The sequence below is a fragment of the Pseudooceanicola marinus genome, from assembly GCF_002786295.1.
Lineage (GTDB): Bacteria > Pseudomonadota > Alphaproteobacteria > Rhodobacterales > Rhodobacteraceae > Pseudooceanicola > Pseudooceanicola marinus.
Window position 1 is genome coordinate 441,686 of the sequence record NZ_PGTC01000018.1, and the last position, 22,182, is coordinate 463,867.

Sequence of the window (22,182 nt, forward strand, 5' to 3'; positions counted from 1 at the left end):
CTGCCGCCGCGCAACGAAGAAAACCCTGACCTGTGTCGGGCTTTCCCCTATGCAGGAGGGACCGGACCCCGAGGACCCCGCCGATGACCGCCCCGCACCCTGCCCCGCAGACAGCCGCACGCCCCGCCCTCGTCGCCTGCATGCGCAACGAAGGGATCTTCGTGCTGGAGTGGCTGGCCCATCACGCCGCCCTGGGATTCGCCGAGATCATCGTGGTTACCAACGCCTGCACCGACGGATCCGACGCGCTGCTGGACCGGCTGGCAGAGCTGGGCCGTGTCACCCATATCCGGCAGGATGTGGCCCCCGGCACGGCGCCACAGGACAGCGGCATGGACCTGGCCCTGGCCCATGCCCGTGCCACCGGGCTGACGCACCTGCTGCATATCGACAGCGACGAGTTTCTCGCCGTGCGCGAGGGCACCCTGGCCGACCTGCTGGCCCGGACGGAGGCGGCGGACGTGGTGCCGATCCCCTGGCGCAAGTTCGGCGACAGCGGGATCACCCGCTGGTCCCCTGGCGATCTGGTCACGCAGCGCAACGCCCGGGCCGAACCCGCCCCCGAACCGGGGCGGACCAAGTTCAAGTGCCTCTTCCGCGTTGCCAGTTTCGCCCGCGCCACCGATCACAACCCACTGGAGCCTCAGGTCGCCGACCCGCTGGTGCTGACCCCCGACGGGGCGGAGCTGTCCAACAGATCCCTCTACCAGGCGAAATCGGCCCGCTTCCGGCCGCATGAGATCGCAGCCGGGGCGCGTGCGGCGCAGCTCTACCACTACGCGGTCCGCTCGGAGGATTGCTTCCTGATGAAAAACGATCGGGGCGACGGCCAGGGCAAGGCCGATGACGGCAAGTATCATCTCGGCTCCCGCTGGCACCGCGAGGCTAACCGCAACGAGGTCGAGGCCCGGGCGCTGGCCGACCAGGCGCCAGCCTTGCAAGCCCGCCTCGCCGACTGGCGCCGCGATGCACCGACCGCCGCGCTGGAGGCGGCCTGCGGGGCGTGGTTCGAGACCCGCCGTGACATGTTCCTGACGCCGGACCGGCGCGCGGCGCTTGCCCGGAAGAAGCCTCGCTAGCCTGCCACCTGCTGGCAAAATGTATGCATGACGGCATCCGCCACTCAACCCTCGCGCGCAAACATACCCATGAAGGCCCGCATTTCGGTTTGACTCCCGATTTAGTGTATACAAATCTGTGAGATGTCGACGAACGGGAGGAGTTCAGACATGACATTTCAAATCACCCAAGGCGCCATCCGGCGCCCCCTTGGACGTACCCGCGGCACGCGCATCGCCCTGATCGCGGCGCTCGCCGCCCTGGGCGGCACCGGCCAGGCGCTGGCCGCCGGGGACTGCGCCGCACTGGCCGATTTCGAGGACGGCGCCCTGAGCGTGACCAGCGCCGAAACCGTCGCCGCCGACGACAGCCGCCCCGAGGCCTGCGTCGTCATGGCCAGCCTCGCCCAGGGCGAGGGCGTCTCGCCGATCAACTTCCGCGTCACCCTGCCCACCGACTGGAGCGGGCGCAGCGTGCAATACGGCGGCGGCGGCTTCAACGGCGTGATCAACGACAACCAGGGCGCCCGCTGGCAGACGCCCGAGGCCGAAGCGGCCTTTCCGTTCAAGAACCACGTCACTTTCGAGGGCGACAGCGGCCACCAGCAGGGCGACCTGCCCGAAAGCCCGGAGGTGGACCCGCGCGGCGCCTCCTTCGCCCTGGTGCCGGAGGAGTTCGAGAACTACGCCGGGGCCTCAGTACCCAAGACCTTCGACGCGGCCATGACGCTGGTAGAGGCCCATTACGGCCGCCTGCCCGAGTACAGCTATTTCGTCGGCTTCAGCCAGGGCGGCAAGGAAGCCATGGTGGCCGCGCAGCGCCACGCCGAGAACTACGACGGCATCCTGGCCGGAGATCCGGTCATGGCGCTTTCGGGGCTGAAGATGACCCACCTCAAGGGCACCCGCGTCTTCTATGAAAACGGTGGCGAAAACTGGGTCCCGCCCGAAACCGCCCAGGCCGTCACCGCCGAGATCATCGCCCAGTGCGACGGGCTGGACGGGCTGGAAGACGGCTGGATCGCCGATTTCGAGGGCTGCCAGCCGGATCTGTCGGTGATGCTCTGCGAGGGCGAGGATGGGGCCGACTGCCTGACCGAAGGCCAGCTGGCCGCCATCAACGAGCTGCACGCCCCGTTGGAGCTGGACTACGAGCTGCCCAACGGGCTGACTGGCCACGCCGGCTATCCCTGGGGCAATATCGTCTGGTCCGGCAGCTTTCTTGGCAAGCGCCCGCAACCGGGCACGCCGGTGGAGCTGGGCAAGGATGCCTATGTCTATGCCCTGGGCGACGGCTACGCACGGTTCTTCGTGACCCAGGACGCCGAATATGACGCGCTGACCTTCGACGAAAACGACCCGGCGCTGCGCGCGCGCATTCAGGAAGTGGCCGAGATCATCGACGCCACCGACCCGGACCTGACGCCCCTGGCCGAAGGCGGCACGAAGCTCATCATGTATGCCGGTGGCGCTTCCGAGGTTCCCCCGCAGGAGGTCGCGGCCTACTGGACGCGGATGACCGAAGCCACGGATGTGCCCGCCGAAGACTTCGCGCGCTTCTACATCTTCCCGGCGATCACCCATGCCGGCATCGGTCCGCAGGACATGCCGGCGGCAGCCGATCTCTTCTCGGCACTGGAAGCCTGGGTCGAGGAGGACGAGGCGCCGGGGCCGATGGTCAATTCCAGCCCCAAGGCCGACCGGGTCACGGCGGAACGCCCGCTGTGCGAATACCCCGAGGTGCCGCGCTACAACGGCGAAGGCGACCCGATGGCCGCCGCCAGCTTCACCTGCAAGCCCTGACCCTTCGGCGAGGGGCGCCCTGTCGCGCCCTTCGCGAACCCCAGAACGCCCGGCCCCAAGGCAGGTCACCGGGCGCCACGCCCCGCGCGTCTCTTTGCCGGAAATATCCCCGGGGAGTCGCGGCGGCCCTGGCGGGAACATAGTCCCCCGCCCGATGTCGGCCTACCCCGCGACCGCCCGCACCGTGCCGGTGGCCAGAACCGCGCCCGTCGGCGCCCCGGTGGGAGAACCGCCCGCTGGCTCATCCGACACGGCCAGGACCGCCTCCGGCACCCGCGCCGCCAAGCCCGCGGGCAAAACGATCTCCTGCCGGCCCGCCTCCTCGGGCCAGACCGCGACCGAAACCGGCGCAGCATCCCCGGCGATCAGCCAAAGCTCCAGGCTGCGCCCCGCAGCCGCCGTGCCCGCCAGCCGCTCCAGCGCCAACGTGGCGCTGTCGGCGTCATAACCGGCTGCAAAGCGCACGGGGCCGGTCACCTCGCCGATCTCCGCCACGTATTCGGGCGCGGCCAGATCCGGGTCGGGCTGCATCCAGCCAAACTCCCAGGCAACGAAGGCCAGCAGAGCGGCGGCCACCGTGCCGATGACCAGCTCCCCCAGCCCCAGCGAGGCGAGGAAGCCGCGCCAGCTGCGCGGGATCGCGCCGCCCTCCGCCCGCGCCTTGGGCCACAGCCGGGCCTGCAGCGCCTGCCAGACGTGATCGGGCACCTGAGCCTCAGGGATCGTATCGGTGATCGCCACCAGGTCATCCGCCCAGGCCGCGGTCAACGCCCGCAGCGCCGGATCCGTGGCCAGCCGCGCCTCGAAGGTCTCCGCCTCGGCGGGCTCCAGCAGGCCCAGCACATATTCCGCCGCACGCAGCAGGTCGCTGTCCGGCGGTGTGTCGTCCGAAGGGGGCGGCGGGGTGTCGCTCATCGGCCCAGGCACTCCTTCAGCTTCAGCAGGCTGCGCCGCAGCCAGGTCCGCATGGTGTTCAGCGGCACCTCATGGGCCTCCGCCAGCTCCTTGTAGGAATGGCCCATCAGGTAGGCGCCCCGCACCGCCTCGGCGCGGTCAGGCTCCAGCTCCTCCAGGCAGGCGGTCAGCCGGGCGCGTTCGTCGGACGCAATGGCCTGCGCCTCCGGCCCCGGCGCGGACGAGGCCAGGTCCTCGGCCTCCGACAGATCCTCGCCCCGCGCGCGGCGCGCACGCAGACGGTCGATGGCGGTATTTCGGGCAATGGTGATCAGCCAGGTCATCGGGCTGTAACCGGTGGCCCGGTAGCGATCGGCATGGCGCCAGATCTTGACGAAGCTGTCCTGCAACGCCTCCTCGGCCTCGGCCCGGCGCCGCAGGATGCGCAGGGACACGCCGAATAGCTTGGCCGATGTCAGCGCGTAAAGCCGCTGAAACGCCGCGCGATCCCCTTCGGCCACCTGTCCGATCAGCTCCTCGATGTCTTCCAGCGTCGCCATGCCGTCCCCGTCTGCCCCTCGCGGCCGGCGGTCCCGGCCTGCGCGATTTTGCCCTTTCCCTCGCCGTTCGCTTCGATATGGTGCACGTCAGACCCGCGGAATGCTGCGGGTGCGAACAATGCAGGAAGGGATAGACCGACCATGGCCGAGGGATCGCTCGACAGCAACGCCAAACCGACCGAAGAGATTTCCGTGCGCGAGACTTTCGGCATCGACACGGATATGGTGGTGAAGGGTTTTGAAGAGCGCACCGACCGCGTGCCCGAGGTCGACGAGACCTATCGTTTCGACCCCGACACCACGCTGGCCATCCTGGCAGGCTTCTCTCACAACCGCCGCGTCATGGTGCAGGGCTACCACGGCACGGGCAAGTCGACCCATATCGAACAGGTCGCGGCCCGGCTGAACTGGCCCACCGTGCGCGTCAACCTCGACAGCCACATCTCCCGCATCGACCTGATCGGCAAGGACGCGATCAAGCTGAAGGACGGCAAGCAGGTCACCGAGTTCCACGAGGGCATCCTGCCCTGGGCGCTGCGCAACCCCGCCGCCATCGTCTTCGACGAATATGACGCCGGCCGCGCCGACGTGATGTTCGTCATCCAGCGCGTGCTGGAAGCGGACGGCAAGCTGACGCTGCTGGACCAGAACGAGGTGATCACACCCAACAAGTATTTCCGCCTCTTCGCCACCTCCAACACGGTGGGCCTGGGCGACACGACGGGCCTCTACCACGGCACCCAACAGATCAACCAAGCCCAGATGGACCGCTGGTCGCTGGTCGCCACGCTGAACTACCTCAGCCATGACGCCGAAGCCGCGATCGTGCTGTCGAAGGCGCCGCATTACAACACCGCCGCCGGGCGCAAGACCATCAGCCAGATGGTGACCCTGGCCGGGCTGACCCGCACGGCCTTCATGAACGGCGACCTGTCGACCGTCATGTCGCCCCGGACGCTGATCAACTGGGCCCAGAACGCCGAGATCTTCCGCAACACCGGCTATGCCTTCCGCCTGACCTTCCTCAACAAGTGCGACGAGCTGGAACGCCAGACGGTGGCCGAGTTCTACCAGCGCTGCTTCGATGAGGAACTGCCCGAAAGCGCCGCCGCCGCGGCCAGCTGACCCCGCGGACAGGACAGGATATGCGAGGGCGCGCGCCACGGGCGACGCGCCCTTTTTCCTGCCCGGTTCTCCCCGCTGCCGCCCCAACCGTCACTCCGAAGTCATCCACGTGAACCGGATCTGAACGTCTTTCCGTCAGCCTGACGCCTCCTGCCCCGGAGGTCCGTCATGCGTCATGTCCGCCCCCTCGCCACCGCCCTCGCCTGTCTGCTGCTGGCCCCGGCCTGCCGCGCCGCGCCGCAGGCGGTCGCGCTGCCGGATGCCCCGCGCCTTCTGGCGGACTGCACGGGGCGGCTCTCGGCCCTGCTCGAACACCAGTGGCTGATGGCCGCACCGGAATCGACAGAAACGGAAGACCTGCGCGCCCGGATGCTTGCCCTGCTCGCCGCCGCCACGGGTCCCGAGCCCGCGGCGGACATCACCCGCGCCCTGCTGGCCGCCCGGATCGAGGCCAAGGCGGCCCAGGCCGCCCTGCTGACGCGGGCCACCTTTGGGCCCCCCTCCCCCCGTGCCGCCCGGCGCGCCCGGTCCGAGATCGCCCTCTGCCGCGCCCTGCTGCCCGACTGACGCAATGCAGGCCCGGTTTCGCACGCTCGCCAGGCCCCCAGTACCTCCGTAGCCCAGTCCCGCGCCCCGCCCCCTGCTTCACTTCGTCGAAAATACTCCGGGGTGAATTGGGCCGAAGGCCCAAGAGGGGCAGCGCCCCCAATGCCCCCACTCGACCCGACCGCCCCTTTGCCCCCACGGAAGCCGGCAACTCCTGGGCCATCGGCTCTCGCAATCGGGCGCCGCCGCCGGACCCGCGCCCGGCTGCCGTCGCTTCGCGCTTGCGAGTACGCCGGGGGAATGCTTTATCTTCCCCATGAGCAAGTCCAGCGACAACCCCGCCGATCCGTTCAAGAAGGCCCTGGCCGAGGCCACCAAGGTCATGGCCGACGATTCCGAGCTGAATGTGCAGTACAGCGTCGATCCCTCCGGCATGTCCGCGGATCAGATGCGCCTGCCGCAGATCTCGCGCCGCATGTCGAAGGACGAGGTGCTGCTGGCCCGCGGCACCGCCGATGCCCTGGCCCTGCACCACCGCTACCACGACGCCGCCACCCACGGCCGCTATCGCCCCGAGGGCCAGATGGCGCGCGAGCTGTTCGAGGCGATGGAAACCGCCCGCTGCGAGGCCATGGGCGCGCGCGACATGCCCGGCACCGCCGGCAACATCGACCACAAGATCGGCGCCGAGGCCCGGCGTATGGGCTACGAGGGTATCAAGGACCGCGCACAGGCCCCCCTTCCGGCCGCCGCCGGTTACATGATCCGCCACCTGGCCACCGGGCGTCCGATGCCCGAGGGCGCGGAGAACGTGATGGAGCTGTGGCGCCCCTTCATGGAAGAACGCTGCGGCACCACGCTGGAAGACCTGCAGGAGCGCCTGTCGGACCCGGCCGCCTTCGCCCGCTTCGCCCGCCAGCTGATCGACGACCTGGGCTATGGGGACCAGCTGGGCGATGACCCCGACGCCGAGGACGACGAATCCGCGGACGACGCCGAGGAGGCCCCCGACGACGAAGAGCAGGATCCGGATTCCACCGGCCAAGACGACAGCGAGGATCAGCCCGAGGCCAGCCCCGAGCAGAGCCAGGAAGACCAGCAGGACCAGTCCGAAGCCGAGGTCAGCGCCGATGACATGGCCGACCAGGAGGCGGGCGAAGAGGCCGAGATGCCCGAGGGCGAGGCGCCGCAGGAGCCCCCGGCGCCTGCGCCCGTCAGCGATGCCGATCCGAATTACGCCGTCTATACCGATGCCTACGACGAGGAGGTCCTCGCCGAGGAACTGGCCGAGGCCGCCGAGCTGGAACGCCTGCGCGCCTATCTCGACCAGCAGCTGGACCCGCTGAAGGGCGCCGTTGGCCGCCTGGCCAACAAGCTGCAGCGCCGCCTGCAGGCGCAGCAGAACCGCTCCTGGGAATTCGACAAGGAAGAGGGCGTGCTGGATGCGGGCCGCCTGGCGCGCGTGGTGGCCAACCCCACGACGCCGCTGTCGTTCAAGGTCGAGAAGGACATGGAGTTCCGCGACACCGTGGTGACGCTGCTGCTGGACAACTCCGGCTCGATGCGCGGCCGCCCGATCTCGATCGCGGCGATCTGTGCCGATGTGCTGGCCCGCACGCTGGAGCGGTGCAACGTGAAGGTGGAGATCCTGGGCTTCACCACCCGCGCCTGGAAGGGCGGGCAGAGCCGCGAGAAATGGCTGGCCGATGGTCGCCCGCAGCAACCGGGCCGCCTGAACGACCTGCGCCACATCATCTACAAGCAGGCCGATGCCCCCTGGCGGCGGAGCCGCGAGAACCTCGGCCTGATGATGAAGGAAGGCCTGCTGAAGGAGAACATCGACGGCGAGGCCCTGGAATGGGCACACCGCCGGATGATGGGCCGGCGCGAGGCGCGGCGCATCCTGATGGTGATCTCCGACGGGGCGCCGGTGGACGATTCGACGCTGTCGGTGAACCCCGCCAACTTCCTCGAAAAGCACCTGCGGGACGTGATCGCCATGATCGAGAAGAAGAAGGCGGTGGAGTTGATCGCCATCGGCATCGGCCACGACGTGACCCGCTACTACCAGCGTGCCGTCACCATCACCGATGTCGATCAGCTGGCGGGCGCGATGACCGAGCAGCTGGCGAGCCTCTTCGACAATGACCCGCGCGCCCGGGCGCGCTTTGCCGGCATTCGCAAGGCGAGCTGAGCCTGAGGGAGAAGCAAGCGGGGGCGCTGCCCCCCTTGCGTCTGCGACGCAATTCCCCCCGGGATATTTCCGGCCAACAAATAGACAAAGTGGCGCTGTGCCCCGACGCGAGGCTGCGCCCAGAGAAACAGGCGGGGCAAGGCGCACCGATCCGGGCGTTTTCGCCTCGCCCCCCGGAACCGGCCCCCCTAAAGTGGCCGCGACACGAAAGACCCCGAGGGATCAAGATGTTCCAGACCTTTGAGACTCCGTCCTCCCCCGAGCAGGGGCCGCCGCGCCTGGCCGATCTGCGCGATGCCATGGCCGCGCAGTCGCTCGACGCCTTCCTGGTACCGCGCGCCGATGCCCACCAGGGGGAATATGTGGCGCCCCGGGACGAGCGGCTGGCCTGGCTGACCGGATTCACCGGCTCGGCCGGGTTCTGTCTGGTGACCGGGACCCGCGCGGGCGTCTTCGTCGACGGGCGCTACCGGGTGCAAGCCCCGGCGCAGGTCGCCGAGGATTTCGAGGTGATCGCCTGGCCGGAAACCTCCATCGCCGCCTGGGCGCGCCAGGCGCTGCCCCAGGGGGGTGTGCTGGGCTTCGATCCCTGGCTGCATGCCCGGGGCGAGATCGACCGGCTTGAGGCGGCGCTGCAAGGGTCCGGCATCCGCCTGCGCGCGGTGGCGGAGAACCCGCTGGATGCGGTGTGGGAGGATCAGCCCGAGCCGCCCTTGGCCCCCATCGTGCCGCAGCCCATCGAGTTCACTGGCGAGAGCCTGGAGGACAAATGCCGCCGCCTGGGCACCCTGCTGGACGAAGCCGGCGAGGCCATGGTCGTGCTGACCCTGCCCGACAGCATCGCCTGGCTGCTGAACATCCGCGGCAGCGACATCGCCCGCAACCCGGTGCCCCATGTCTTCGCCTTGCTCTTCGCCGACGGGCAGGTCGCCCTCTTCGCCGATGACGCCAAATGCGACGAGGCGCTGCTGGATCACCTCGGCCCGGACGTGAACATCGAAGGCCCCGAAAGCTTCGGCCCGACGCTGGAGCATCTGGCGGGCCGGCTGACACGGCCGGTGCGGCTGGACCCGGCCAGCTGCCCCGTCTGGGTGCAGGACCGCCTGGCCGGGCTGGAGATCCACTGGGACAGCGATCCCTGCATCCTGCCCAAGGCCTGCAAGACCGAGGCCGAGCTGGCCGGCATGCGCGCGGCCCATGAACGCGACGCGGTGGCCATGTGCCGCTTCCTCGCCTGGTTCGACGCTGGCCCGCAGGAGAGCCTGAGCGAGATCGACCTGGTGACCCGGCTGGAGATCTTCCGCCGGGAGACCAACCAGCTGATGGAGATCAGCTTTGACACCATCGCCGGCGCCGGGCCGAACGGCGCCCTGCCCCACTACCGGGTGACCACCGACAGCAATCGCACGCTGGAGGCCGGCCAGCTGGTTGTCGTGGACAGTGGCGGCCAGTACCTGGACGGCACCACCGACATCACCCGCACCCTCCTGGTGGGAAAAGACACGGGCGAGGCCGAAAAGGCCGCCTTTACCCGCGTCCTGCAGGGCATGATCGCCATTTCGCGCCTGCGCTTCCCGCGCGGCCTGGCGGGGCAGCACCTGGATGCGCTGGCACGCTATCCGCTGTGGCTGGCCGGTCAGGACTATGACCACGGCACGGGCCACGGCGTCGGCGCCTACCTGTGCGTGCACGAGGGGCCGCAGCGCCTGAGCCGCGTGTCGGACGTGCCCCTGCGCCCCGGCATGATCCTGTCGAACGAGCCGGGCTATTACCGCGAGGGCGCCTTCGGCATCCGCATCGAGAACCTGATAGCCGTCGAGTCGGCCCCGGCGCTGGAGGGCGCGGACGCCGCGCGCGACATGCTGGCCTTCGAGACCCTGACCTGGGTGCCGATCGAGCGACGGCTGATCCTGGTGGACCGGCTGAGCGCCGAGGAACGGGCCTGGATCGACGCCTACCACGCCGAGGTGCGTGCCCGCATTCGTCCACTTCTGGACGAAGCGACCGCAGTGTGGTTGGATCGGGCCACGGAGACACTCTGACTTCGGGCCCGGATCGCGGGCTTTGACACGCCCCTGTTACAGCGGCGCGTCAGGAAGCAGGGGCAATGAGGGACAGACATGAGTGATATCACGATCCGCAAGGCCGATGGCCTGTGGTCGGTCCGCGCCGGTGGCGCGGTCCTGGCCGAAAGCCGCGACGCCCTGCAGCTGAGCGAACCGGGCTACCCGGACATCATCTATTTTCCGCGCGACGACATCGCCATGGCCTTTCTCGACCCGAGTGACCACGGCAGCCATTGCCCGAAGAAGGGCGATGCCACCTATTATTCCATCGCCACCAAGAGCCAAACCCTGGAAAATGCCGCCTGGTCTTACGAAGCCCCGCTGGCGGGGGTCGAGGAGATCGGTGGGCACATCGCCTTCCACGCGACCGATTTCGTGACCATCGAACAGATCTGAGGGCACCTGACCCTCGCCCGCCCGGCGCTACGGCGGCGGGCGGGGGCTCGGCCCCGCTTGGGCCCTGACGGGCTCAATTCCCCCCGGGATAGTTTCGGCCAACAAATGGAGAGGGGCGTCGGGCGCAGCGGCAAACGAGGCGCGCGGCGCAGCCCCGGCCTAGCTGTGCTCCTCGCGCGCGGTGGCCGCGAGCGCGCGGTTATAGGTACGCAGGGCATCGACGTGGAAGAGCGCGCCCAGAAGCTCCGGCGCCTTGCCGGGCTGGGGGGAGGAGACCACCGGCAAGTAGGGCTCCAGCGTTCGCTCGAAGACCGGGAAGGCGGCCTCCAGCGTGGCGCCCCCATCGATGTAGAGACCCTTTTCCACCATCTCCCAGCAGGTGGCCTCGGCTGCCGCACGTTCGGCCCCGCAGGGGCGCATGACGTCGCGCACGCGGAACATGGCCAGCAGGTATTCCTGTGGCCCGGCCGCCAGGTGGATGCCGCGCCGTTCCAGCTGCGTCAGGAAGAAGGAGCGTTTCACCAGTTTCGACCCGATCGCGGTGGAGATCGAGACCGTCACCATCACCGCCAGAGCCGTGGTCCAGTTGCCGGTCAGCTCGAAGACGATCAGCGTTGTGGAGATCGGCGCGCCCAGCACCGCCGCCGCCACACCGCCCAGGCCCGCCAGGGCGTAGAGTGACGGGCTTCCCGACTGGTCGGGGAAGATCCCCGTAGCGATGAAGCCGAAGGCCAGGCCGGTCAACGCGCCCAGCATCATCGAGGGCGAGAAGACCCCGCCGCCCATGCGGCCGCCCATGGTGATCGCCGTGGCCAGCGCCTTGATCAGGGCAAAGAGGATCGCCTGTTGCAGCAGCAGCTCGCCCGAAAGCGCGCGCAGCGTCGTCTCGTAACCCACGCCGATGATATGGGGGAACCAGATCGCCATGACGCCCAGCAGGGCGCCGGCGACGGCGGGACGCAGAAACCGCGGGATGCGGAAGCGGCCCTGAAGGCGGGTGCCGATATCCTCGGACAGGAAGATCGCCCGCATGAAGAGCCCCGCGACCACGCCACAGACCGCGCCGAGCAGCAGGAAGGCGGGCAATTCCTCGTAGAACTCCAGGATCGAGCTGCCGGGCAGGACGAACTCCACCGTTTCGCCGAACTGCAGGCGCGAGATCACGGCGCCGGCCACCGCGGCCACGGTGATCGGGGCGAAGGCATGGATGGCGAAGTGGCGCAGCACCACCTCCAGCGCGAAGAGAGCACCGGCAATGGGCGCATTGAAGGAGGCCGAGACGGCTGCGGCCACGGCGCAACCCAGCAGGTCGCGGCCCTTGATACCGTCTGCCTTCAGCCGGTTCAGCACCCAGCTGGACATGACCGCGACGAGGTGCACCACCGGCCCTTCACGGCCTGAGGAGCCGCCGGTGCCCAGGGTGACCAGCGACGCCAGCGCCGAGCCGAGGCCCGCGCGCCCTTCGACCCGTCCCTCGTTCAGCGCCGCCCCCTCGACCACGTCGGCCACGGAGCGCACGCGCCCGTCGGGCGTGAAGACATGCAGCAGGATGCCGGCGATCAACCCGCCGATGATCGGCACCACCAGCACCACGTACCACGGCAGCCCGCCCGCCAAGGAATGCAACCGGTGCACGTCCTCGGCGCCGTAGGAGAGTTTCTGCAGCAGGGCGATGCCGCGGCGGAAGGCCAGCGCGGCACCACCGGCGGCTACGCCGATCGCCAGGGCGATCAGCCAGAACTGCAACTGGTTGGGGCCTCGGGTGCGCAGGATCGACCAGTAGGACCGCAGCTGTGCGAAGATCACCGCCAGGCCTCGTGCCAGCCAACTCCCGTCACGCCCGCTCATCCGAAGTCACACCCCTGCCTTGTCGTGCCCGGCCCACCCGCCTCCGCGCGCCCCTGTCGCCGGGGCGCAACGCGGCGGTCGCCACCTTTCCCTTCTAGGACAAAGGCCTGAAACGTAAAAGAGGCGGTGGGGCTCGGCGGGGTCCCATGGCCGGGCGAGCCCCGACAGCTGACGCCCCGCTTTCAGGCGGCTTCCCCCGGTTGGGGTATGCCCGCAGGGGTCGAATCTGCAACTCTGAGCAGGGTGACGAGTTTGCTGTGGTGTCGGCACTTCCCGGTGTCGCTCGCGCCGCCTGCGGCACGGTCCCCCCCACCGAGGCCTCAGCCGGGCTGTGCGCCCGGAGACATGAGCTCAGCCCGGGCAAAGGCGCGGATCAGTCGGTGGCGATCAGCTTCCGCGCCGCCGCGCGGGCCTCTTCAGTCACCGCATCGCCGGAAATCATCCGCGCCAGTTCATCCACCCGCGCTTCGGGCGTCAGCGACAGGACGGTCGACAGGGTCGCGTCACCCTCCACCCGCTTGGCCACCTGCCAGTGATGCGAGGCGCGCGCCGCGACCTGCGGCGAATGGGTGACGACCAGAACCTGCCCGTCCTCGGCCAGCCGCGCCAGGCGGCGGCCAACCGCATCGGCGGTGGCGCCGCCGACGCCGCGGTCAATCTCGTCAAAGATCATGGTGATCTGCGTGTCGTCGCCTGCCAGGCAGACCTTCAACGCCAGCAGAAAGCGCGACAGTTCCCCGCCCGAGGCGATCTTGGCCAGCGGACCGGAAGGGGCCCCCGGGTTGGTCGCCACGGTGAAGGACACCTCATCGCGACCATCGGGACCGGGCTCGGCGGCCTCGATCTGCGTAACGAAGCGCGCGCGCTCCATCTTCAGCGGGGCCAGCTCTGCCTCGACGGCGGCATCCAGGCGCGCTGCGGCTTCGGTCCGGGCGGCGGTCAGTCTCTCCGCCAGGGCGGCATAGGTTTCATCAGCCTGACGCAGCGCGGTTTCCAACGCGGCGATCTCGCCTGCGCCGTTGTCGATGGCATCCAGACGGTTGCGCAGATCCTCGGCCAGGGTGGCCAGCTCATCGGGGGCGACGTCATGCTTGCGCGCCAGGGCCCGGATGGCAAAGAGCCGCTCCTCGGTCGTCTCCAGCTCCAGCGGATCGAAGTCCAGCGCTTCCAGACAGCGCACGACACCATCGGCGGCCTCATCCAGTTCCGCCAGGGCGCGGGTCAGCGCGGCCAACGGTTCATCCAGCCGGCCCTCGACCCCGTCGGCGGCGCCCTCCAGCCAGCGCAGCGCATCGTTCATCGGCCCCTCGGCGCCATCGTTGCCAAGGGCCTGATGGGCCCGGGCCACATCGGCCCGCAACTTCTCGGCGCCCTGCATCAGGCGGCGGCGGGCGTCCAGATCGGCTTCCTCTCCCTGCTCGGGCGCCAGCTGATCCAGCTCGGCCACGGCATGGCGGAGGAATTCCTCCTCGGCGGCGGCGGCGGCCAGCGCGGCGCGGGCCGCATCCAGCTTCTTCTGGGCGGAAGACCGGGCACGCCAGGCCTCCCGCAGCTCGGCGCGCAGCGGTGCGGTGCCGGCAAACTCATCAAGGATCGCACGGTGGCCGCGCGGGTTCAGCAGCCCGCGGTCATCGTGCTGGCCGTGCAACTCCACCAGGGTTTCGGAGAGGGCACGCAGGACCTGGCCCGAGGCCCGGCGGTCGTTGATCCAGGCGGTCTTGCGCCCGTCGCGGGTGTTGATGCGGCGCAGGACCAGTTCCTCACCCGTGGGCAAACCGGCCTCTTCCAGAACCGCCTGGGCCGGATGATCCTCCGGCAGCTCGAACCAGGCGGTCACCTCCCCCTGCTCGGCGCCGCCCCGGACCAGATCGGCCCGCCCGCGCCAGCCCAGCACGAAGCCTAACGAATCGAGCAAGATGGACTTGCCCGCCCCGGTTTCGCCGGTCAGCACGTTCAGCCCCGGCTGGAAGTCGAGCTCCAGCCGGTCGATGATCAGCATGTCGCGAATGTCGAGGCCACGCAGCATCGCGGGGCCCTCAGCGCGGCGCGGCGGCGCCCCCGCGGCGGTCTGCGCCGAAGGGGGCCGGGCAATAGCGGACAGGCGCCGGGCTCTGCATCAGATCCAGTCGCCCTTCACCGTCTGGCGGTAGATCCGCACCAGCCAGTTGTCACCGCGCGACTTGGCCTCCAGCCCCTGCTTGGTCAGCAGGGCGTAGGCGTCCTCGTACCACTCGGTCGAGCGGAAGTTGTAGCCCAGGATCGCGCCGGCGGTCTGCGCCTCGTCGGTGAGGCCCAGCGACAGGTAGGATTCGACCAGACGATAGAGCGCCTCGGGCGTATGCGAGGTCGTCTCGAACTCTTCGACCACAACGCGGAAGCGGTTGATGGCGGCGGCGAAATGGTCGCGCTTCAGGTAGTAGCGCCCGACCTCCATCTCCTTGGCGGCAAGGTGGTCGAAGGCCAGCTCGAACTTCAGGATGGCGGACTTGGCGTATTCGCTGTCGGGGTAGCGTTCGATGACCTGGCGCAGGGCCTGAAGAGCCTGGAAGGTCAGACCCTGGTCGCGACCCACTTCGTCGATCTGGTCGTAGTAGCTCAGCGCCAGCAGATACTGCGCATAGGGCGCATCCTCGGAGCGCGGGTAGAAGTCGACGTAGCGCTGCGCGGCGGCGCGGCTTTCGTCGTAATTACGGGCCGAATGCTGGGCAAAGGCCTGCATGATGAGCGCGCGCTGCGCCCATTCGGAATAGGGATAGAGACGCTCGATCTCGGAGAAGTACTCGGCAGCGTCGTCGTATGCGCCTTCCTCGACCTCGTATTCGCCGCGCTCGAAGATCTGCTCGGCCGTGTAGGAGTCCATCGGCACCTTGCGGTCGTTGACCCCGGGGCCACCCCCGCAGGATGCCAGAAGACCCATCAGCAGAACGCCTCCTGCCAGCTTTGTTCGGAAACCGCCGCCGCTCATGCCTGCAAACCCCTTCAGCGTCATCTTCGATGGGCCCCTCGCACGGGGGCCGCAGGTCGGTCCTAGCACAGAAAATTCCGGTGCAAAACGCCTTTACGCCCGGCAGGCGGGCAAAGCCTGATGACGCGCCCCAAATGTGCGACGTCCTCCCGAAACGGAAGGACGTCAGCCGGCCACGACAGACCGGAAGGACAGGAAATCAAGGGACTGCGGCGCGGGCGGACGGCAGGCCGGATCAGGCCACCGCCGGGATCTCGGCGGGGCTGACGCCGACGCCGGGCAGCCGCGCGGCCACCTCGGGCGTGCAGGAGCGGATGCGGTAATTGCGCCGATCGGCAAAGAGCGCCCGCAGCAGGGTATTGGTCAGCGCATGCCCCGCCCGGATGCCTTCGTAGCGGCCCAGGATCGGGGCGCCGGCCAGGGCCAGGTCGCCCAAGGCGTCCAGCATCTTGTGACGCACCGGCTCATCCGTGTGGCGCAGGCCGGAGGGCGACAGGATCGCATCACCGTCCACAACCACCGCATTGTCGAGCGTCCCGCCAAGGGCCAGGCCGTTGGCCTGCATCGCCTCGACGTCGGACTGGCGGCAGAACGTACGGCTGTCGGACAGTTCGCGCACAAAGGCGCCGTTCTTCACCACCAACTCCCGGTTCTGCACGCCGATCGCGGCATCGGGGAAATTGATGTGGAAGGAAATCTCCAGCTGATCGGCGGGCAGCAAGCGGGCGATCGCCGGGCCGTTCTGCACCTCGACCGGGCGCAGCACCTCGATGGCGCGCAGCGGCGCGGATTGCGCCATCAGGCCACGCCACAGGATGCCGCGCACGAAGGGAGCGGCGGAGCCGTCCAGGATCGGCACTTCCGGCCCGTCGATCTCCACCAGGGCATTGGAGATGCCGCAGCCGGCCAGCGCCGCCATGACGTGTTCCACCGTGGAGACGGTGGCGCCGGTCGCGTTGATCAGCCGGGTGCAGAGCGCCGTGCGCTCCACCGCGTTCCAGCGGGCGGGGATCATCCCCTCTTCCTCGGACATGTCGGAGCGACGGAACCAGATCCCGTAGCCGGCTTTCGCCGGGCGAATGGTCAGCGTGGCGGGCGCGCCCGAGTGCAGGCCCTGACCGCTGAAGCTGACCGGCGCTTTGATCGTCTGTTGCACGTTGCTCACCCCAAATGTCCGATACGACCTGTCCCGGCCGTTAACTGCTGATTAGGTAAGGGCTGGGGCGAAAACCCTCAACTCACTCTTTGCAACGGTTTGAAACATCGCCTGCAACATTTCCCGGGCCTTCCGACACCCCACGCCAAACCCTTGACACAAAATAAAAAAGCCGCCCGAAGGCGGCTTTTCAGTCTGTCACATCGCGGCGCGGCGGGGAGGCGGAGCCCCGCCGCGCCGCCAGCGTGATCAGTTGGCCTGGCGGCGCAGGAAGGCAGGAATCTCGATCCGCTCCTGGTCAGGATCGGACTCTTGCTGCGGCGCGCGGCGCGGTGCCGGTGCGGCCGAGGGCTCGACCCGCGGCTGCGCCTGAACGGCGGGCTGGCTGCGTTGCTGCGGCGCCTGTCCGCCACCGCTTTCACCGTGGCCGGTCATACGGTTGATCAGCGAGTTGATCCGCGAGCGGGAGCGTTCGCCACCGGCAGGTTCACCGAACTCGGCCCGCTTCTGCTGGGGCACTTCGCGCGGGGCCTGCTGCTGCGGCACGGCACGGGGCGCGGGCTGCTGCGGCTGTTGCTGCACCGGACGGGCCCCTTCAGCGCGCGGCGCCTTGGACACGGCAGCCTGAAGGCGGGCCATGGTCTCGGGCGAGGGCTGACCGGCGCGGCGCGGCTGCGGCGCGACGTATTGTTCCCGCTGGGCCTGGTGATCGTCGACGGCATGGGCCATCGGCGCGGCCTCGGGACGGCGCGGCTGGTAGGCCGGCGGCGGCAGGTCATCCTGCGACTGCGGCGCGTAACCGGTGCGCGGTGCGGGCCGGGACTCATAGGCCTCGGGCTGCTGCGGTGCGTAGCCGCGGTGGCCATCGTCGATGGGGTGGTAGTCCATCTCGTCGTCCTGGGCGCCCTGCCCGTCCAGGTCATCGAAGAGACCCGGCGCATTGTCGTAGTCGTCCTCGACATGCTGGGCTGCCGGCTGCTGGTAGCCCTGCTGCGGCTCTTGCTGGCGCGCCGTGGGGGCGGGCTGCGGCTCGGCGTCGGCGGCGGGTTCTTCCATCTGCACGGCCTGCTTCAGCGGCTCGGCCATGCGGCGACGGGGCACCGGGATGTCCTGGTGCACGTCGGAGGCATCGATGCCGGTGGCGACGACGGAGACGCGCATCGCGCCTTCCATCGACTCGTCCAGGGTCGAACCGACGATGATGTTGGCGTCCGGGTCCACTTCCTCGCGGATGCGGTTCGCGGCTTCGTCCAGCTCGAACAGGGTCAGGTCGTGACCGCCGGTGATGTTGATCAGCACGCCACGCGCGCCTTTCAGGCTGATCTCGTCCAGCAGCGGGTTGGCGATCGCCTTCTCCGCGGCCTGCAGGGCGCGGGTTTCGCCATCGGCCTCGCCAGTGCCCATCATCGCCTTGCCCATCTCGTCCATCACGGCGCGGACGTCGGCGAAGTCGAGGTTGATCAGGCCCGGACGGACCATCAGGTCGGTCACGCCCTTGACGCCCTGGTAGAGCACGTCATCGGCCAGCGAAAAGGCCTCGGTGAAGGTCGTCTTCTCGTTCGCCAGACGGAACAGGTTCTGGTTCGGGATGATGATCAGCGTGTCCACGACCTTCTGCAGGGCTTCGACGCCCTCCTCGGCCTGGCGCATCCGCTTCACGCCCTCGAACTGGAAGGGTTTGGTGACGACGCCCACGGTCAGCACGCCGAGTTCCCGCGCGGCCTGCGCGATGATCGGAGCTGCGCCCGTGCCGGTGCCGCCGCCCATCCCGGCCGTGATGAAGCACATGTGCGCGCCGGCAAGGTAGTCAACGATCTGTTCGATGCTTTCTTCGGCAGCGGCCGCACCAACGGTGGGCTTGGCGCCGGCGCCGAGACCCTCGGTGACCTTCACGCCCAGCTGGACGCGGGCCTGAGCCTGGCTTTGCTGAAGGGCCTGGGCGTCGGTGTTCGCGACGACGAAGTCGACACCTTCCAGCTCCTTCTCGATCATGTTGTTGACGGCATTACCGCCGGCCCCGCCCACACCGAAAACGGTGATACGCGGCTTCAACTCTTCTCCCATGCCGGGAACGCTGAGGTTCAGTGTCATAGAATTTTCCGCCTGCTTGGCCCCTTTGCGGGGTTTTTTCTGCCTATCAAGTAAAACTTTAACGCTTTCCCGACGGCTCGTCACCCCAAAATCAGCGAAAAACACCAAATCTGGCGCGCGAAACCCGCGCGTTCGCGGCATTTCGCCGAAAGCACTTTATGTTGCGGTTACCAGTTCTCGCGGAACCAGCGCACGGCGCGCTTCAGCGAACGGGCCGGATAGCGGTCGAGCGGCAGATCGAAGTCCCACCATTCGTCCTGCGGATGCGCCGCAAAAAGGCACATGCCGACGGCGGAGGCAAAGCCCGGCCCCGTCGCCGCCTGCGGCAGACCATGCACGCGCAGCGGCCGGCCCAGGCGCACCTGCTGGCCGAGGATCTTGGACGCCAGGCCGTCGAGACCGGGGATCTGGCTGGCCCCGCCGGTCAGCACGATCTGCTGGTTGGGCAGGCTGTCGAAGCCCGCAGCGTCGAGGCAATGACGCACCTCCTCCAGGATCTCCTCGACCCGGGGGCGCATGATGCCGATCAGCTCGGCCCGGGTACAGGTGCGGCGGTCGTGTTCGTAATCGCCGGTCTCGCCGCCGATCTCGATCCGCTCGCGGTCGTCCATGCCGGTGGCGTGGACCCCGCCGTAGAAGGTCTTGAGCCGCTCGGCATTGGCCGTGGGGATCTGCAACGCCATGGAGATGTCGCCGGTGACATGCTCGCCGCCCATGCGCACCGCATCGGCGTAGATCATGTGTTTCTTCATGAAGACCGACAGAGAGGTCGTGCCGCCGCCCATGTCGATGCAGGCCGCGCCCAGTTCCTGCTCATCCTCCACCAGCGAGGAGATGCCGGTGACATAGGCCGAGGAGGCGATCCCCGCCAGTTCCAGGTCGCAGCGTTTGACGCAATGGGCCAGGTTCTGCACCGCCGTGGCATCGACCGTCAGCATGTGCATGTCGGTGGCCAGGGTGTTGCCGGTCTGCCCGCGCGGGTCCGACAGGCCGGAGCGGAAATCCAGGGCGAAGTTGACGGGTTGGGCGTGTAGCACCTCGCGGCCTTCGCCGTAGTCCGGCAGGTCGCAGGCGGCCAGCACGCGGCTGACGTCCTGTTCGGTCACCTGATCGCCCTCGACCTCGACCTCACCGGCCAGGCCGTAGCTGCGCGGGCCTGCGCCGGCGAAACAGGCGATCACGTGGTCGACCCGGACCTTGGCCATCTTCTGCGCCGCCTGCAGGGCGGTGCGGATGGCACGTTCGGTTTCCGGCATGGCGTCGATCTCGCCGAAGCGGACCCCGCGCGAGCGGGTGGTGGCGGCGCCGATCACCCGGAACCCCGCCTGCCCCGCCAGGCTGCCCACGCCGTCCATCGGCAGGGCGCCCCGGCCGTTGCCGTCAAAGCGCAGGATCAGGCAGGCGATCTTGGACGTGCCGACGTCCAGCACCGCCACGACACCACGCTGCATCGCCGCCTTGCGCATGTTCCGCATGGCCCGCTGGGATTGATAGAGCTCCGTCATCATCTGTCGCCTGTGCCTCTTGCTGTCGGTCTTGGTTGCCGAATTATCTGCTCGTCGTCGTCAATTGCCGGCCTTGGCCGTCTGCAGCATGTCCTGGATGCGGCGCCATTCGGTCACCGCCCCCTCGCTCATCCGCAGGGTCGGCCGGCTCGCCAGCCGCATGTCCACCGCCACCAGATCCCGCGCCAGCAGCTCCTGCGCCTCGTCCAGCGCCAGCACCCGTTCCAGGGCCTGCACCGGCTTCTTCTCGGGCAGCATGATCCGCTGATCGCGATCCAGCACCACGTCCCAACGGCGTTCGCCGATCCGTTCCAGCCCGCGCAGCCTGTCGCGGATGGGCTGGGCGGCGGCGATGATCGCCAGTGCCTCGGGAATGGCCGCGGGATCGCCCGCCCCTGCCAGCAAGGGCAGATCGGGCCGGTCCAGCCGCTTGTGCACGGCGCCGGTCACCACGCCCTCTGGGTCCACCAGGTCGAGCCCGGCGCGCCCGCGCCAGATCGCCACCGGCAGCCGTTCCGTGATCCGCACCCGAAGTTCTCCGCCATCGCGAAGCTGGAGGGCCGCCTCGGCCACCGACGGCAGGCTTTCGATCGAGGTCTTCAGGCCGGGCAGGTCGATGTCGAAGGACGAACGCGGCAGGTCCAGCTCGGCCACCTCGCGGATGTCCTCCTCGGTCACCGGCGAGGCGCCCGTGACTTCCATCACCTGCACCATGAACTGCGGCATTGTCTCGAACCGATGTTTCCAGTCGTAGAGGGTGGAGACCACCGCATCGCGACGCATCTCGTCAGCCATGTAGAGATGCACGGCACCGAAACAGATCGCCGCCGGCAGGACGATGCGCAGCGCCAGGCGGTAGCCCGGGGTCAGCATGAACCGTTGCAGGCGATAGGCCCAGCGAGAGGGCGCGGGATCGTGGCGCCCGGTCTTGCGGCGGGACCGGATCAGCGCTCGCATGAGGCATCCTCCACCAGCCAGCGACAAAGCGCACTGAAGGACAGGCCGCTGGCCGCGGCATGTTCAGGCGACAGCGAGGTGGGCGTCATGCCCGGCTGGGTGTTGGTTTCCAGCAGCACGAGGCCCGCGAGGCCCTTGGCGTCATCCCAGCGGAAATCGGTGCGCGACAGCCCGCGGCAGCCAAGTGCCGCATGGGCCCGCAGCGCGAAATCGCGGCAGGCCTCGGCGATGTCGTCGGGAATTTCGGCGGGGCAGACGTGGCGCGACCCACCTGGGGCATATTTCGCCTCGTAGTCGTACCAGCCGTCGGTCAGGATCTCGGTCACGCCCAGGGCGCTATCGCCCAGGACCGACACGGTCAATTCGCGCCCGGGGGCATAGGCCTCCACCATCAGCGTGTCGGGCATGTCATCGGCCACGGCGGGCGGCGCATTGGCGCCCTCCGGCACGATGTAGACCCCGACGGAAGAGCCTTCGTTGTAGGGTTTCACCACATAGGGCGGGTCCATGACATGGGCGGCGCGGATCGCGGCCTTGTCGGCCAGCAGGCTGTCGACCACCGGCAGGCCGGCGGCGCGGTAGACGTCCTTTGTCTTTTCCTTGTCCATGGCCAGCGCCGAGGCCAGCACGCCCGAATGGGTGTAAGGCAGACGCAGCCATTCCAGCACGCCCTGCACGCACCCATCCTCGCCCCAACGACCATGCAGCGCGTTGAAGACGGCGTCGGGAGAAATCTCAATCAGACGTGCGGCAAGGTCGGGCCCCGCATCCACGCAGACCACCTCAAACCCTTCATCCCGCAAAGCGGCGGCGCATTCACGCCCCGACGACAGAGACACCTCGCGCTCTGCGGAGGGGCCGCCCATCAGGAGTGCCACTTTCGGGTTTGCCCTGCTCGACGAACCCATTTGCCTCAGTATCCCGGACCTTTTGCGGCCCTTTATCGTTCCTTCCGGCGCCCAATTGCGCCGGGAACCTCCCCCACCCCGAAAGGCCGGTTCAGCGTCGTAATGATCGC

General features: G+C 68.7%; 17 protein-coding genes. 7 read left to right on the plus strand and 10 right to left on the minus strand.

Annotation, left to right across the window (positions count from 1 at the left end):
• Positions 1-83 precede the first annotated feature (83 nt).
• Both CVM50_RS16145 and CVM50_RS16150 read left to right on the plus strand, forming a co-directional pair.
• Positions 84-1,079 carry a glycosyltransferase family 2 protein gene (locus CVM50_RS16145; protein WP_085888462.1) on the plus strand — a complete coding sequence of 332 codons (996 nt, stop codon included), beginning with the start codon at positions 84-86 and terminating at the stop codon, positions 1,077-1,079.
• Between the two features lie 150 nt (positions 1,080-1,229).
• The gene (locus tag CVM50_RS16150) at positions 1,230-2,861 is read left to right on the plus strand and encodes a tannase/feruloyl esterase family alpha/beta hydrolase (RefSeq protein WP_157792208.1); all 1,632 of its coding nucleotides are present in this window, start codon (positions 1,230-1,232) and stop codon (positions 2,859-2,861) included.
• A 162-nt stretch (positions 2,862-3,023) separates the two neighbouring features.
• Here CVM50_RS16150 and CVM50_RS16155 read toward each other — a convergent pair whose 3' ends face one another.
• Both CVM50_RS16155 and CVM50_RS16160 read right to left on the minus strand, forming a co-directional pair.
• Entirely contained in the window at positions 3,024-3,776 is a 753-nt protein-coding gene (locus tag CVM50_RS16155; RefSeq protein WP_085888464.1) for an anti-sigma factor, read from the minus strand.
• The gene (locus CVM50_RS16160) at positions 3,773-4,315 is read right to left on the minus strand and encodes a sigma-70 family RNA polymerase sigma factor (protein ID WP_085888465.1); all 543 of its coding nucleotides are present in this window, start codon (positions 4,313-4,315) and stop codon (positions 3,773-3,775) included. Before CVM50_RS16160 ends, CVM50_RS16155 begins: the two co-directional genes overlap by 4 nt.
• A 141-nt stretch (positions 4,316-4,456) precedes the next feature.
• Between CVM50_RS16160 and cobS the strand changes: the two genes are divergently transcribed.
• The 5 genes from cobS (at position 4,457) to CVM50_RS16185 (ending at position 10,642) form a co-directional block, all read left to right on the plus strand.
• Entirely contained in the window at positions 4,457-5,440 is a 984-nt protein-coding gene (gene cobS / locus CVM50_RS16165; protein WP_085888466.1) for a cobaltochelatase subunit CobS, read from the plus strand.
• 168 nt (positions 5,441-5,608) lie between these two features.
• Positions 5,609-6,007 (plus strand): hypothetical protein, encoded by a 399-nt coding sequence (locus CVM50_RS16170; protein ID WP_085888467.1) that lies wholly within the window; start codon positions 5,609-5,611, stop codon positions 6,005-6,007.
• Positions 6,008-6,302: 295 nt separating this feature from the next.
• Entirely contained in the window at positions 6,303-8,180 is a 1,878-nt protein-coding gene (gene cobT / locus CVM50_RS16175) for a cobaltochelatase subunit CobT (protein WP_085888468.1), read from the plus strand.
• A 227-nt stretch (positions 8,181-8,407) separates the two neighbouring features.
• Complete coding sequence (locus CVM50_RS16180; protein WP_085888469.1) at positions 8,408-10,222, plus strand: aminopeptidase P family protein; 1,815 nt, start codon at positions 8,408-8,410, stop codon at positions 10,220-10,222.
• A 78-nt stretch (positions 10,223-10,300) separates the two neighbouring features.
• A complete protein-coding gene (locus CVM50_RS16185) occupies positions 10,301-10,642 on the plus strand; it encodes a DUF427 domain-containing protein (protein ID WP_085888470.1) in 342 nt (113 codons plus the stop codon).
• Between the two features lie 159 nt (positions 10,643-10,801).
• Here CVM50_RS16185 and CVM50_RS16190 read toward each other — a convergent pair whose 3' ends face one another.
• The 8 genes from CVM50_RS16190 to CVM50_RS16225 form a co-directional block, all read right to left on the minus strand.
• Positions 10,802-12,490, minus strand: coding sequence for a chloride channel protein (locus CVM50_RS16190; protein WP_085888471.1), 1,689 nt, complete (start codon positions 12,488-12,490; stop codon positions 10,802-10,804).
• Between the two features lie 373 nt (positions 12,491-12,863).
• Entirely contained in the window at positions 12,864-14,516 is a 1,653-nt protein-coding gene (gene recN / locus CVM50_RS16195) for a DNA repair protein RecN (RefSeq protein WP_085888472.1), read from the minus strand.
• A gap of 90 nt (positions 14,517-14,606) precedes the next feature.
• On the minus strand, positions 14,607-15,455 hold the full coding sequence (locus tag CVM50_RS16200) for an outer membrane protein assembly factor BamD (protein WP_085888473.1): 849 nt from the start codon (positions 15,453-15,455) through the stop codon (positions 14,607-14,609).
• Between the two features lie 235 nt (positions 15,456-15,690).
• Positions 15,691-16,611: a UDP-3-O-acyl-N-acetylglucosamine deacetylase gene (lpxC, locus tag CVM50_RS16205; protein ID WP_085888563.1), complete on the minus strand. Its 921-nt coding sequence runs from the start codon at positions 16,609-16,611 to the stop codon at positions 15,691-15,693.
• 249 nt (positions 16,612-16,860) lie between these two features.
• On the minus strand, positions 16,861-18,702 hold the full coding sequence (gene ftsZ, locus CVM50_RS16210; protein ID WP_085888474.1) for a cell division protein FtsZ: 1,842 nt from the start codon (positions 18,700-18,702) through the stop codon (positions 16,861-16,863).
• Positions 18,703-18,869: 167 nt separating this feature from the next.
• A complete protein-coding gene (gene ftsA / locus CVM50_RS16215) occupies positions 18,870-20,207 on the minus strand; it encodes a cell division protein FtsA (protein WP_198431915.1) in 1,338 nt (445 codons plus the stop codon).
• Between the two features lie 60 nt (positions 20,208-20,267).
• Entirely contained in the window at positions 20,268-21,164 is an 897-nt protein-coding gene (locus CVM50_RS16220; protein WP_085888475.1) for a cell division protein FtsQ/DivIB, read from the minus strand.
• Entirely contained in the window at positions 21,152-22,072 is a 921-nt protein-coding gene (locus CVM50_RS16225) for a D-alanine--D-alanine ligase (protein WP_198431916.1), read from the minus strand. Before CVM50_RS16225 ends, CVM50_RS16220 begins: the two co-directional genes overlap by 13 nt.
• Between the last annotated feature and the right edge of the window lie 110 nt (positions 22,073-22,182).